The sequence below is a fragment of the Duganella sp. 3397 genome, assembly GCF_031456625.1.
Taxonomy (GTDB): domain Bacteria; phylum Pseudomonadota; class Gammaproteobacteria; order Burkholderiales; family Burkholderiaceae_D; genus Rugamonas; species Rugamonas phyllosphaerae.
In genome coordinates, this window is the sequence record NZ_JAVDVB010000001.1 from 1,037,437 (window position 1) to 1,050,099 (window position 12,663).

Here is a 12,663-nt window from a genome sequence, read left to right on the forward strand (position 1 = left end):
ACCATGGAATCCTTATCCCTGTTTGACAAACTCTGGAAAAAACATGTGATCGACGAAGTAATCGACGGTCCCAGTTTGATCTACATCGATAAACATCTGATTAACGAAGTCACCAGCGCGCAAGCGTTCGACGGATTGCGCGCCGCCGGCCGAAAACCCTGGCGTACCGGCTCGATCATTGCCACTGCCGACCACAACGTGCCTACCGTCGCCCGGGCCGCCGGCATCGTCGACCCCGTATCCAGGTCGCAGGTGGATACGCTGTCACAAAATTGCGCAACGCACGAGATTACCTACTTCGATCTCGCTGACCTGCGCCAGGGAATACTGCATGTCGTCGCGCCGGAGCAAGGCATGACCTTGCCTGGCATGACGATCGTATGCGGCGATTCACACACCTCGACGCACGGCGCGTTTGCCGCGCTGGCCTTCGGCATCGGTACTTCCGAAGTGGAGCAGGTGCTTGCCAGTCAGACTCTGTTCATGCCCAAGCCCAGGTCGATACGTATTTGCATCGAAGGCGCGTGCAATCGGGGTGTCACCGCCAAGGACTTGGCCCTGGCAGTTATTGGCCGCATTGGCACGGCAGGCGGAACCGGTAGCGTGATCGAATTTACCGGTGCGGCAGTGCGTGCCCTCAGCATGGAGGGCCGCATGACCCTGTGCAATATGGCAATTGAGGCCGGTGCCCGCGCCGGCATGATCGGGGTAGACGAGACGACACTCGGTTACCTGAAGGGGCGTCCAGGCAGTCCCACCAGCGCGGCATGGACGGAAGCCGAAGCGTACTGGCGCACATTGGTCAGCGACACGAGTGCGCGGTTTGATCAGGAGTTGACGCTCGATGCCGCCGCCGTGCGTCCGCTGGTCACCTGGGGCACCTCGCCGGAGATGGTGGTGAGCATCGACGAACTGGTACCCGATCCGGCATGCGAACTCGACCCGGTACGGCGCGAAGGAATGGCGCGGGCATTGACCTACATGGGGCTGGCGCCGAATACGCCGATCAAGGCCATCATGCTCGATACGATTTTTATTGGCTCATGCACTAATTCGCGGCTGGAGGATTTGCGTGCCGCTGCGGCGATTGTGCGCGGACGGCACATTGCATCGACCATTCAGCGCGCCCTGGTCGTGCCGGGCTCAGGACTGGTTAAGCGCCAGGCCGAGGCCGAAGGATTGGATCGGGTGTTCATCGCGGCTGGCTTCGAGTGGCGCGATGCCGGTTGCTCAATGTGCCTGGGCATGAATGACGACCGGTTGCGCGCTGGTGAGCGCTGCGCATCGACCTCCAATCGCAATTTCGAAGGACGCCAGGGACCCGGCGGCCGTACCCACCTCGTGAGCCCGCAGATGGCTGCCGCCGCTGCCATCGCGGGACATTTCACTGATCCGATGTAATTATCCTCATCCACTGAAAAAAGGCTAGCAATGGAACCCTTCCTTCGCCACCGTGGCCTCGTCGCGCCCATTGATCGTGCCAACGTGGATACCGACGCGATCTTGCCCAAGCAATACCTGAAGATGACGCAACGCAGCGGCTTTGGCCGCTACCTGTTCGACGACTGGCGCTACCTCGATCCCGGCCATCCGGGCGACGACTGCAGCGCTCGCCGGCGAAACGCCGACTTTGTACTGAACCAACCACGCTACGACGGCGCATCAATTCTGTTGGCGCGCGCAAACTTCGGCTGCGGCTCGTCTCGCGAGCATGCCCCTTGGGCAATACGCGAGTTTGGGCTGCGTGTGATCATCGCCCCCAGCTTTGCCGATATTTTCGCCAACAACTGCACCAAGAACGGAGTGGTGCCTGTGACGCTGCCCGCCGAGGTGGTCGATGCGCTGTTTCGCGATGTTGACGGCAGCCACGGTTTTGCGGTCTCGGTTGACCTGGACCAGCAAACAGTGACGACTCCGGATGGGCAGATCCACACCTTCGAGTTTGACGCCTTCAGGAAGCGCTGCCTGCTTGACGGTGTCAGCGAGATAGACCTGGCGCTGCGCCGGGCCGACGACATTGTCGCCTACGAACGGCAGCGCCACTTGCACGAGCCTTGGGTGTTCTCATGAAGTAGCAGTTTCGCTAAACCGCGAGTTCGCCGTACAGCGCCAGGTATTCCTGGCTCAGCTTGTGATTCCGGTCGAGATGAATCATCGGCAGGTTGCGCTCGTGCGATTCACGAATACGGATTGAGCTCGACAGCTTGTTCTCGAACACCGGCAAGCCTTCTTCGGTCAGTTGCTCGACCATCCTGCGCGGCAAGCTGGCGCGCGGCTGGAACTGGTTGACCACGATGCCCTCGATGGCCAGGTCGGCATTATGGTCGGCCTTGATTTCCTTGATGTTGTTGATCAGGGTGTAGAGCGCCTGGCGCGAAAAATCGTCGCAGTCGAACGGAATCAGGCAACTGTCCGCACCAATCAAGGCAGCCTGGCTGAAGAAATTATAGGCGGGCGGCGTATCGATAAAGATCTGGTCGTATTCCTTGCCCAGTTCGCGCAGCAGGTCGCGCAGCTTGTAGATCTTGTTGCGCGATTCGAGCTTCGATTGCAGGTCGCCCAGCTCCGGGTGGGCGACGATGATGGACAGGTTGTCGAACGGCGTGGGGTGGACGTAGTGCCCGGCCGGCTGGGCAAACTGGCTGAAGCTGAGCACCTGCTCGAAGTAATCTTTTAGTGTCGGCGTGGCGTCGTGCGCTGCCGCGCCCAGCACGTAGCGGCTGGAATTGCATTGCGGGTCGATGTCGATCAGCAGCGTGCGCTTGCCCTGGCTGGCAGCGATGGCTGCCAGGTTTACCGCGATGGTGGATTTGCCCACGCCACCTTTTTGATTGAAGATCACCCGTTTCATCGCACGCCCGTGTAGTGATGGAAATGCAACCATTCTAGATGAACTGGCGTGGGCAAGCGATATAAAGATCACTTATCGCCTTGAGCAGGCGCGCTCAACGCACGTCGGTCTCGCCCGTCGGTACCTCGATATGGGCCACCTCCACCCAGCCTTCTTCATCGAATACCGGGCAGTCCGTTGCCAGCCTGACGGCTTCGTTGAAGTCGGCAGCGGCAATCACGGAGTAACCGTGCAGGGTGTCGGCAGAGATGTTGGGACCGGTCAGTCGCGTCTTGATTTCGACGCTGCCGCTACACAGCTTGCCACGGTCGACCAGCGCGGCGCCCAGTTGCTGAAACCAGGCATGCCAGCGGTTGCCATCATGCGGCGTGGCGTCCGAGGCACCTGCGGGCGGGCCCCTGAAGACGAGCAGAAATTGTTCCATGATGATCCTCCAGTAAAGAGATCGCTGGATAAAATCCTAACAGAGCTCCCTGCTCGATGACGCACGTTGTGACATGCACTCGACGGCGCACCGGACACTACCACGGCAGTTCATCCCCGTTGTAGGACCGGAACGAACCGCTGTCGGCCGGCGTGAGCGCATCGAGCACGCGCAGCATGTCGCTGGCGGCGTCGTGCGCCGGGCGGCCGATGGCGTCACCGCGAAAGGGCCGCGACAGCTGCGAGTTGACGGTGCCCGGATGCAACGCCACCAGGACGCTGTTCTTCTGGCTGCGCGCGATTTCGATGGCAGCGGTCTTGACCATCATATTGAGCGCGGCCTTCGAGGCGCGATAGCTGTACCAGCCGCCGAGCCGGTTGTCGCCGATGCTGCCCACCTTGGCAGACAGCATGGCCACGACGGCACGCTGGCTGTCCAGCAATGGCGCGAAGTGGCGCAACAGCAGCGCCGGCCCGAACACGTTGGCCTCGAACGTGGCCTGCATTTGCACGGTGTTGAGGTCGGCGAGGCGCTTTTCCGGCATGAACGCTGGCGTGTGCAGCAAGCCGGCGGCGTTGATGATCAGGTGCAAGCGCGGGCCAGCCGCGAGCTGGCGCGCGGCCTCGGCCACGCTGTTTTCATCGGCAAAGTCGAGGCTAGGCGACGAGTGGCGATGCAGTCCGTGCACCGATGCGCAGCGCGGTGAGGCGCGCAGCAACGCGACAAAGGCGGCGCCGATGGTGCCGGAGGCGCCGATCACCAGCGCGTGAAACTGGTCGGGAAGACTGTCCATCATGGCGGGCTCCTGGTGCATGTTGAATTGGTTCAGTGTTCAAATCGCGAAGGGCAGGGCAGCAGCTGTTTCAGTGTATCGCCAATGAGCAGCAGTTGCGGTGTGTCGGGTGCGGCGTTGTCGCTGGTGTCGTTGATGCAAAAAAAGTCGAGCTTGCCGAAGCTGGCGCGCAGTTCGCCGAATTGTTCGGTGGCGTCGGCCGCCCCGCTCGACAGGTAGGCCGACGCGCATTCGCGCACGATCGCGCGGCCGAGGTGCACCATCCAGCGCGGCACCAGGTCGGGAATCAGCGGCGGCACCGCCCACGAACGGAAGACGGTGCTGCGCACGGCATGGAACAGTTCCGGCGCTTCGTGCTCGAGCTGGCGCATCGCGCTCACCAGCATCGGCCGCGGCGAGTGGGCGAAGATGCGGGGAACGTGGCGGTAGTGCGGATCACGCGCGGACAACCAGCTGCGCGACAGCAGCGACGCATTCACCAGCGCGCTTTCATGCGGCTGCGGCGCCGGGTAATCGGGCAGCAGTGCCGCTTCCTTGAAGACCGCCAGGCCAGCCTCGGAAAACCACCATGCCGCATCGAAAGGCGCGCCAAGAAACACGTCGTCATTGAAATAGATAAAGCGTTCGGACAGGCCGGGCAGGTGGTGCAGATAGCTTTCGATATGGCCGGAGTCGAACACCGGCAGTGCGGCGGCCGGCATCAGGGTGCGATGATCGACGACGCTGACGCCCGGTCCTGCCCGCAGCCAGGCCGGGCACTGGCCATCGGTGACGATGTACACGTGCCCGTGTTCCGGGAAAAAGCGCTGCAACGCGCGCAGGTTGTACCGCAGTTCGCCATTGTCGCGGTAGCGGCCCGACACATCGGCAAAGCGCGCCGCGCCGGTCGTAGCACCGCTGCGTGCCTGCGCTGCGCGCCGGTTCGCCTGCCAGCGCGGATCGGCCCCGTCCACCCACAGGTACACGACGTCGATGCGGTCGGCGTCTGGCGTCGGGGTGCCTGCGTGGCTCAGGCAGGGCAGCCTGGCGTGATGCGCGGCAGTGCAAGGCGCCAACGGAGCAGACGGCACGCTTGGGGTCAACATGGGGATTCTTTCTCGATCGGTAACCCCCGATTGTAGTTACTTTCGACAATTCTCTGTGCTTTAAGAATATATTTTTGCGGGACAAGTGGCTGCTGGGGTGGTGGTTGTCCCGCTATCGTTGCCGTAACGGGCCGGGCGTAAGCGGCCGACCGCTGCCGATGGCGGTACAATCGGACCGTCCGACCGTTTCCGCCAATGGGCCCATCCATGTACCGACGCCATTTTCTCGCCGCACTGGCGGCATGCGCAGCGCCTGTTGCCCAGGCCGCCCAATCGCCGTGGCCGCTGCTCCAGCGCGGCGGCTACGTTATCCTGATGCGCCATGCCGCCACGGTGCCTGGCATTGGCGATCCGCCCGGATTCAGGCTAGCTGCGTGCGCCACCCAGCGCAACCTGTCGCAGGTCGGCCGCGCCGATGCGGTCAGGATCGGCGCGGCCTTGCGCAAGAACGCGGTGCCGGTCGGACCCGTGCTGTCGAGCCGCTGGTGCCGCTGCCTGGACACTGCCCGGCTGGCGTTCGGACGGGTCGAAGCCAGTCCGATGATCGATTCGATGTTCCAGGATGACGAAGCGGCGCGCGCGCGAAAACTCGCGCAGCTGCGCAGTTATCTGGCGCGGTACAAGGATGCCGCCAACTTGGTGGTGGTGACCCACGACGTGAACATCCGCGCGCTCGTTGGTCAATACGTGGAGCAGGGCGAGTTTGTCATCGCCGCGCGCAGGCCCGATGGGCGCCTGGTCATCGAAGCGACGGTCTCTCCGGCGCAGCTGGAAAGCTGAATGTCAGATAAGGAAATCGACCGGGCGCGAGGCTTTCTGTTCCGGAAACAAAAACGCCGATCTGCAGGGATCGGCGTTTCGTTTAAGACTGTTCTTGGTGGCCCGGGGCGCAACCAAAAACACCGCCATTTTTCGAATACAGGCCGCCATTGCAGAAACTCTTGCGCATGGGTCGGCTAGAAAGTTGCCCCTCCAGTTGCCCCGCGCAGTGCAATATTTGTTGATTGGATTCACGTTTCTACTCCTCGAACAGAGGTTCCAGCGTAGCTGTGCGCATATCGATTTTCAAGCGCACGCAAGTACTGTTGACGGTCCTGCAGACAAGATTTGCGGCCGGGGAGGGTGGGTCGCCGGTGAGAAGCAAGCCATGTTTTCGTTGCACTTAAACTGTCTTGCCCTGCGGGGCCACCCAACCCGTTTGACGCCAGGAGAGGTGGCGGACCACGCTCCCTGGCGTCAAACGGGGTGATCAAGCATCGCCCAGGCGCAGCCGTTCGAGGTAATCGGCCCACAGCTGCATCATCGCAACGCGCTCCGGCAGATGGGCGGTGCGGTTATACGCCCGACCATGCGGATCGCGTACCGCGTGCGCCAGCTGATGTTCGATCAGGTCGGCACGCACGCCAAGCACCTCGTCGAGGATGGTGCGCGCCATGGCACGGAAGCCGTGGCCGGTCATGGTGTCGCGGTCGATGCCCATGCGCCGCATGGCCGCTAGGATGGCGTTGTCGCTCATCGGACGCTGGGCGGTGCGGGCGCACGGAAACACATACTGGCCGGTGCCGGTCAGCGGTTGCAGCTCGGCGAGGATAGCGATGGCCTGGCGCGCCAGCGGCACGACGTGGGCGGTCCTGGTCTTGCTCACGGTGAAGCGCCACTCTCCCGCAGCCAGGTCGATGTCTTCCCATTTTGCCATGCGCAGCTCACCCGGGCGCACGAACACCAGTGGCGCCAGCCGCATCGCGCATTTGACGACGAAGCTGCCCTCGTAATCGTGCAGAGTGCGCAGCAGTACGGCCACCTGTTTCGGTTCGATCACGGCCGGGAAATGACGCACCTTGGCCGGCGGAATCGCACCGCGCAGATCGGCGGTGAGGTCGCGCTGGGCGCGTTGCGTGGCCACGGCATAGCGAAACACCTGGCTGCAGTTTTCACGCGCCCTGTGGGCCGTTTCGATGGCGCCGCGCTCCTCGATCCGGCGCAGCACCTCGAGCACCATGGCGGGCGTGATCCTGGCCAGGTGGTGCGCACCAAGCCAGGGAAAGACATCGCGCTCGAGGCGACGGATGATGCGGGTGGCATGCGACTCGGCCCAGGTGGGCGAGAACCTGGCAAACCACTCGCGTGCCACGGTTTCGAAGCTGTGCGGATCGCCGGTCTGGCATAGCGGGTTCTTTTCGGCCTGGCGTTGGGCGCTGGGATCGATGCCCTGGGCGAGCAAGCCAAGGGCATCGCCACGCCTGAGACGCGCTTCCCTGAGTCCAACCTTGGGATAGACGCCCAGTGACAAGCGCTTTTCCTTGCCGTGGAAGTGGTACTTGAAGCGCCACCATTTGCCGCCACTGGGCGCGACCTCGAGATAGAGGCCGGCACTGTCGTACAGCCGGTAAAGTTTTTGTGCAGGCTTGGCCGTGCGAATGATGAGGTCGGTCAGAGCCATGGCAGGCCTCCTTTCGGGGCAACTCTAACCCCGGCAGGGCAACTCTGGCTTGATGTTGCCCTGCCAGGTGCGTGGCTGTAGGCGGACTGTAGCGGATTGCATGGGACGTAAAAAAACCGCAGTCTCCTATGAAGAATGCGGTTTTTTAGACTGCTCAAGACGAACTGAGCGTTGTTCTTGGTGGCCCGGGGCGGAATCGAACCACCGACACAAGGATTTTCAATCCTCTGCTCTACCAACTGAGCTACCAGGCCAAGGACCAGAATTATAGCAGGCTCCGGAAAAAGCGCAAGCGTCAATTTCTATTCCGCACAAACGCTATAATGGTCGGATGAATAAATCCACGTCCCCGTCCACCTCCGCCGCTTCTACCTTAAGCGTCGAGATTTGTATCGTCGGCAATGGTGCGATTGCCAAGACCACGGCATTGGGGCTGGCGAACGCCGGCCTCAAGGTGATTCTGCTGGGGCCGCCGGCGGCGCCGGTAACTACTCCAGCCGAAGGCTGGGATGCGCGCGTGTATGCCCTCAATCACACGGCGCACCGGCTGCTGTCGTCGCTCAAGGTGTGGGGCGCGCTCGATGCCGCGCGCGTCACGCCCGTCGATGCGATGATCATTCACGGCGACGGTCCCAAGCCGGGCGGCCTGGCTTTCGACGCCTACGGCGCCCATACCGATACGCTGGCCTGGATACTGGAAGAGCGTAACCTGAACCAGGCGCTCGACGCGGCGCTGCGCTTTGCCCAGAACGTCACCATCGTCGGTGGCCGTGCGGCGGCGCTGCAGCGCGGCGACGACCTTGCCACCGTCACGCTGGCCGATGGCAGCAGCATCGAAGCGCAACTGGTGGTCGGCGCCGACGGCGCCGAGTCGTGGGTGCGTGGCCAGTGCGATATCGGCCTCGATTACCGCCCCTATGGTCAGCGCGGCGTGGTGACCAATTTTGCCTGCGAAAAGCCGCACCACGGCGCCGCGCACCAGTGGTTCACGGGCGAGCAGGGTATCGTCGCGCTGCTGCCGCTGGCGGGCAACCAGGTGTCGCTCGTCTGGTCGGCGCCCGATGCGCTGGCCGATACCCTGCGCGCCGAAGCGGCGCAGCAGATCGCCGACCGCCTGACCGTTTATGCGGCCGACACACTCGGCGCACTGACGCCATTGCAGCCGGAACTGGTGCGCGATTTTCCGTTGCGCCTGATCCGCCCGCACGCCATGACGTCGCCGCGCGTGGCGCTGGTGGGCGACGCCGCCCACGTGGTGCACCCGATGGCAGGCCATGGCATGAACCTGGGCTTTGGCGATGTGGCGCAACTGATCGAAACGCTGGCCGCCCGCGAACCGCAACGCGGCGTGGGCGACGCGCGGGTGCTGGCGCGCTACGAGCGCGCGCGCAAGGAAGACGTGCTGCTGATGCAGGTCACCACCGACGGCCTGGCGCGCCTGTTTGGTGCCGACGCCGAGCCGCTGCGCGCGGTGCGCAACCTGGGCTTGAATCTGCTCGACAAAATACCGGTGCTCAAGCGCCGTTTGATCTCGCACGCCATGGGCAAGTGAGTCTGTCATGTTTATCGGAGAAGTTATGAGAAAGAGTAAGTTGGCGTTGGTCCTGCTGTCGGTATTGATGGCGTCGTGCGGCAATGCGCAGGATGCGCAAAAAGCGCCGTCGGAAGAAGAGCTGCGCAAGATCGTCGAGCCGCGCCTGGGCGAAGGCGTCAAGGTCGATTCGATCAAGGCCACGCCGTACGGTGGCCTGTATGAAATCCGCATGGGCAGCGACATCCTGTACACGGATAAAACCGGCACCTATGTGTTCAACGGCCATGTCTTCAACCTCACCACCGGCGTCGATCTCACGCGCGAGCGCATCGATGAAATGACCCGCGTGAAGTTCTCCGATCTGCCGCTCGACAAGGCGCTCAAGACCGTCAAGGGCGACGGCTCGCGCGTGATCGCGGTGTTCGAAGATCCGAACTGCGGCTACTGCAAGCAGTTCCGCAAGACTACGCTCACCGAGATCGACAACGTCACCGTGTACACCTTCCTGTACAACATCCTGCGCGAAGACTCGTTTACCAAGTCGGCCGGCGTATGGTGCGCGCCCGACCGCAACAAGGCCTGGGACGACTGGATGTTGACCGGCAAGCAGCCACCGGCCGCGCCGGCATCGTGCAAGACGCCCAACCAGGAAATCGTCGCGCTGGGCCGCAAGATCGGCGTGACCGGCACCCCGACCATCATCTTCACCGATGGTTCGCGTCTACCAGGCGCGGTAGATACCAAGACGCTCGAAGCAAAGTTCGCAAAATTAAAATAGCAGTCCGCCAGTCCAAAACCAGCAGGTCGTCCTCCAGGAGATTTACATGATCACTTTGAACATCAACGGCAAGGACGTACAAGTCGATGCCGATCCGTCGACGCCCATCCTGTGGGCGCTGCGTGACAACCTGAATATGACCGGCACCAAGTTCGGTTGCGGCGCGGCCCTGTGCGGCGCCTGCACCGTGCACCTGGCCGGCGAGCCGGTGCGCTCGTGCGTGATGCCGATTTCGGCTGCCGTGGGCCAGAAGATCACCACCATCGAGGCGATGGAGTCCGACAAGATCGGCAAGGCGGTGCAGGATGCGTGGGTCAAACTCGACGTGCCGCAATGCGGCTACTGCCAGAGCGGGCAAATCATGAGCGCCACCGCGCTGCTGCGCACCAACAAAAAGCCGAGCGACGCCGATATCGACAACGCCATGAGCGGCAATATCTGCCGCTGCGGTACCTATCAACGCATCCGCGCCGCCATCAAAGACGCCGCCAGCACCATCGCTTAAGGGGGACGTATGCGCATTGAATGGATCAACAAGGATAACGTGGACGCTGCGCTGGTATCACAGGCAGCTACCGCCACGCCGGCGGGCGTATCGCGCCGCGGCTTCATGAAAACCGGCGCCGCTGCCGGCGGTGGACTGGTGCTGGGCTTCTTCATGCCCGGCGCCGGCCGTTTCGCCAACGCCCAGCAGCCGCCGGCCAAGGTGTACGAGCCGAACGCGTTCCTGCACATCGCGCCCGACAATACGGTCACGGTGCAGGTCAATCGCCTGGAATTCGGCCAGGGCGTGCAGACCTCGATGCCGATGCTGATCGCCGAGGAGCTCGACGCCGACTGGTCGAAGGTGCATGGCGCGCTGGCGCCGGCCGGCGACCAATATAAAGACCCGGCCTTCGGCATCCAGATCACCGGCGGCTCGGGCAGTATCGCCCACTCGTACACGCAGTACCGTGAAATCGGCGCCAAGGCGCGCGCGATGCTCGTTGCTGCCGCTGCCGAACAGTGGAAAGTGACGCCCGCCCAGGTGAAAGCGGCCCACGGCGTGCTGACCGGCCCTGCCGGCCAGAGCGCCACCTTCGGCGCCATGGCCGATGCGGCCATGAAGCAGCCGGTGCCCGCCACCGTCACGCTCAAGGATCCGAAAGACTTCAAGATCATCGGTAAGCCTGTCAAGCGGCTGGACGCCAAGCTCAAATCCACCGGCAAGCAGCAGTTCGGCATGGACTTCAAGGCGCCCGACAGCAAGGTGGCATTAGTCGCCCGTCCGCCGGTGTTCGGCGCCAAGGTCGGCAAGCTCGATGCCAGCAAAGCCCGTGCGATCAAGGGCGTATTGGAAGTGCTGGAAGTGAAAACCGACCGTGGCGGCAGCGGCGTGGTGGTGGTGGCCGACGGCTACTGGCCGGCCAAGATGGGCCGCGACGCACTGGTCATCGCCTGGGATACCAGTGCAGTAGAAAAGGTCAGCAGCGCACAGCAGCTGAAAGACTTCAAGGCGCTGGCGCAAAAGCCGGGCGCCTCTGCGCGCAAGGCCGATACCTCCAAGCTCGCTGGCGCGCCGAACAAAATCAACGCCGTCTACGAATTCCCGTACCTGGCGCACGCGCCGATGGAGCCGCTCAATTGCGTGGTGGACCTGCGCGCGGACGGCTGCACCGTGTGGGCCGGCACCCAGTTTCAGACCGTGGACCAGGGCGCGATTGCCGCCACCGCCGGTTTGAAGCCTGAACAGGTGGTGCTGAACACCATGATGGCCGGCGGTGGCTTCGGTCGCCGTGGCGTGCCGTCGTCCGACTACCTGGTCGAAGCGATCAACGTCGCCAAGGTATGGCGCGCGGCCGGCAAGACCGATCCGGTCAAGGTGGTGTGGAGCCGCGAGGACGACATCAAGGGCGGCTACTACCGCCCGTCGCACGTGCACCGCGCCGACATCGGCCTCGATGCCCAAGGCAATATCGTCGCCTGGGACCACGTGATCGTGGGCCAGTCGATTGCTGCCGGCACCATGTTCGAGCCGATGATGATCAAGGAAGGCGTCGACTCCACCATGGTCGAAGGCATGGCCGAACCGTACGACGTGCCGCTCAACCTGAGCGCCCATATCGTCAAGGCCAATGTGCCGGTGCTGTGGTGGCGCTCGGTGGGTTCCACCCACACTGCCTACGTGATGGAAACGCTGATCGACGAAGCCGCGCACGCGGCCATGATGGACCCGGTGGCGTACCGCAAGAAGATCATGGGCGAGAAAGGCAAACGCCACGTCGCCGCGCTGGACCTGGCCGTGGCCAAGTCGGGCTACGGTAAAAAAGCGCTGCCGAAAGGGCAGGCGTGGGGCGTGGCCGTGCACGAATCGTTCAACACCGTGGTGGCATACGTGGTGGTGGCGTCGGTCAAGGACGGCGTGCCCAAGCTGCACAAGGTCACGGCTGGCGTGCATTGCAATACCGCCGTCAACCCGCTCACCATCGAAGCGCAAGTGCAGGGCGCAGCGTTGATGGGCCTGGGCATGACGATTCCCGGCGCGGCCATTACGCTCAAGGACGGCGTGGTCGAGCAGCAGAACTTCAGCGACTACTCGGTGGCGCGCATGACCGACATGCCAGCCATCGACGTCCACATCGTGCCGTCGAACGATCCGCCCACCGGCATGGGCGAACCTGGCCTGCCGCCGCTGGCGCCGGCATTTGCCAACGCGGTGTTCAAGATTACCGGCAAGCGCCTGCGCAAGCTGCCGTTCGATCTGGCTTCCGCCTAAGGC

At 63.2% G+C, this 12,663-nt stretch carries 12 protein-coding genes and 1 tRNA gene; 7 read left to right on the top strand and 6 right to left on the bottom strand.

Annotated elements, in window-relative coordinates:
* Positions 1–3 precede the first annotated feature (3 nt).
* Complete coding sequence (leuC, locus tag J2X54_RS04480; protein ID WP_310178303.1) at positions 4–1,401, top strand: 3-isopropylmalate dehydratase large subunit; 1,398 nt, start codon at positions 4–6, stop codon at positions 1,399–1,401.
* Positions 1,402–1,431: 30 nt separating this feature from the next.
* Complete coding sequence (leuD, locus tag J2X54_RS04485; RefSeq protein ID WP_310178304.1) at positions 1,432–2,070, top strand: 3-isopropylmalate dehydratase small subunit; 639 nt, start codon at positions 1,432–1,434, stop codon at positions 2,068–2,070.
* Between the two features lie 13 nt (positions 2,071–2,083).
* On the opposite strand, the gene J2X54_RS04490 is transcribed toward leuD, so the two are convergent.
* The 4 genes from J2X54_RS04490 to J2X54_RS04505 form a co-directional block, all read right to left on the bottom strand.
* Positions 2,084–2,851, bottom strand: coding sequence for a ParA family protein (locus tag J2X54_RS04490; protein ID WP_310178306.1), 768 nt, complete (start codon positions 2,849–2,851; stop codon positions 2,084–2,086).
* A 94-nt stretch (positions 2,852–2,945) separates the two neighbouring features.
* Entirely contained in the window at positions 2,946–3,275 is a 330-nt protein-coding gene (locus tag J2X54_RS04495) for a hypothetical protein (protein WP_070248514.1), read from the bottom strand.
* Positions 3,276–3,372: 97 nt separating this feature from the next.
* Positions 3,373–4,068: an SDR family NAD(P)-dependent oxidoreductase gene (locus tag J2X54_RS04500; protein ID WP_310178409.1), complete on the bottom strand. Its 696-nt coding sequence runs from the start codon at positions 4,066–4,068 to the stop codon at positions 3,373–3,375.
* Positions 4,069–4,100: 32 nt separating this feature from the next.
* Positions 4,101–5,153, bottom strand: a complete 1,053-nt coding sequence (locus J2X54_RS04505; protein WP_310178310.1) for a Stealth CR1 domain-containing protein — start codon at positions 5,151–5,153, stop codon at positions 4,101–4,103.
* A 207-nt stretch (positions 5,154–5,360) separates the two neighbouring features.
* Between J2X54_RS04505 and J2X54_RS04510 the strand changes: the two genes are divergently transcribed.
* Positions 5,361–5,933 (top strand): histidine phosphatase family protein, encoded by a 573-nt coding sequence (locus J2X54_RS04510; RefSeq protein WP_310178312.1) that lies wholly within the window; start codon positions 5,361–5,363, stop codon positions 5,931–5,933.
* 469 nt (positions 5,934–6,402) lie between these two features.
* Here the strand turns inward: J2X54_RS04510 and J2X54_RS04515 are convergent, their stop codons facing one another.
* A complete protein-coding gene (locus J2X54_RS04515; protein WP_310178314.1) occupies positions 6,403–7,593 on the bottom strand; it encodes a phage integrase central domain-containing protein in 1,191 nt (396 codons plus the stop codon).
* Between the two features lie 178 nt (positions 7,594–7,771).
* Positions 7,772–7,847, bottom strand: a tRNA-Phe gene (locus tag J2X54_RS04520).
* Positions 7,848–7,924: 77 nt separating this feature from the next.
* Here J2X54_RS04520 and J2X54_RS04525 point away from each other — a divergent pair.
* The 4 genes from J2X54_RS04525 to J2X54_RS04540 are packed head-to-tail and all read left to right on the top strand — an operon-like array spanning position 7,925 to position 12,660.
* Complete coding sequence (locus tag J2X54_RS04525) at positions 7,925–9,145, top strand: FAD-dependent monooxygenase (protein WP_310178316.1); 1,221 nt, start codon at positions 7,925–7,927, stop codon at positions 9,143–9,145.
* A gap of 25 nt (positions 9,146–9,170) precedes the next feature.
* Entirely contained in the window at positions 9,171–9,905 is a 735-nt protein-coding gene (locus J2X54_RS04530; RefSeq protein ID WP_070248517.1) for a DsbC family protein, read from the top strand.
* A 46-nt stretch (positions 9,906–9,951) separates the two neighbouring features.
* Complete coding sequence (locus J2X54_RS04535) at positions 9,952–10,410, top strand: 2Fe-2S iron-sulfur cluster-binding protein (RefSeq protein ID WP_310178320.1); 459 nt, start codon at positions 9,952–9,954, stop codon at positions 10,408–10,410.
* 9 nt (positions 10,411–10,419) lie between these two features.
* Entirely contained in the window at positions 10,420–12,660 is a 2,241-nt protein-coding gene (locus tag J2X54_RS04540) for a xanthine dehydrogenase family protein molybdopterin-binding subunit (protein WP_310178321.1), read from the top strand.
* Positions 12,661–12,663 lie beyond the last annotated feature (3 nt).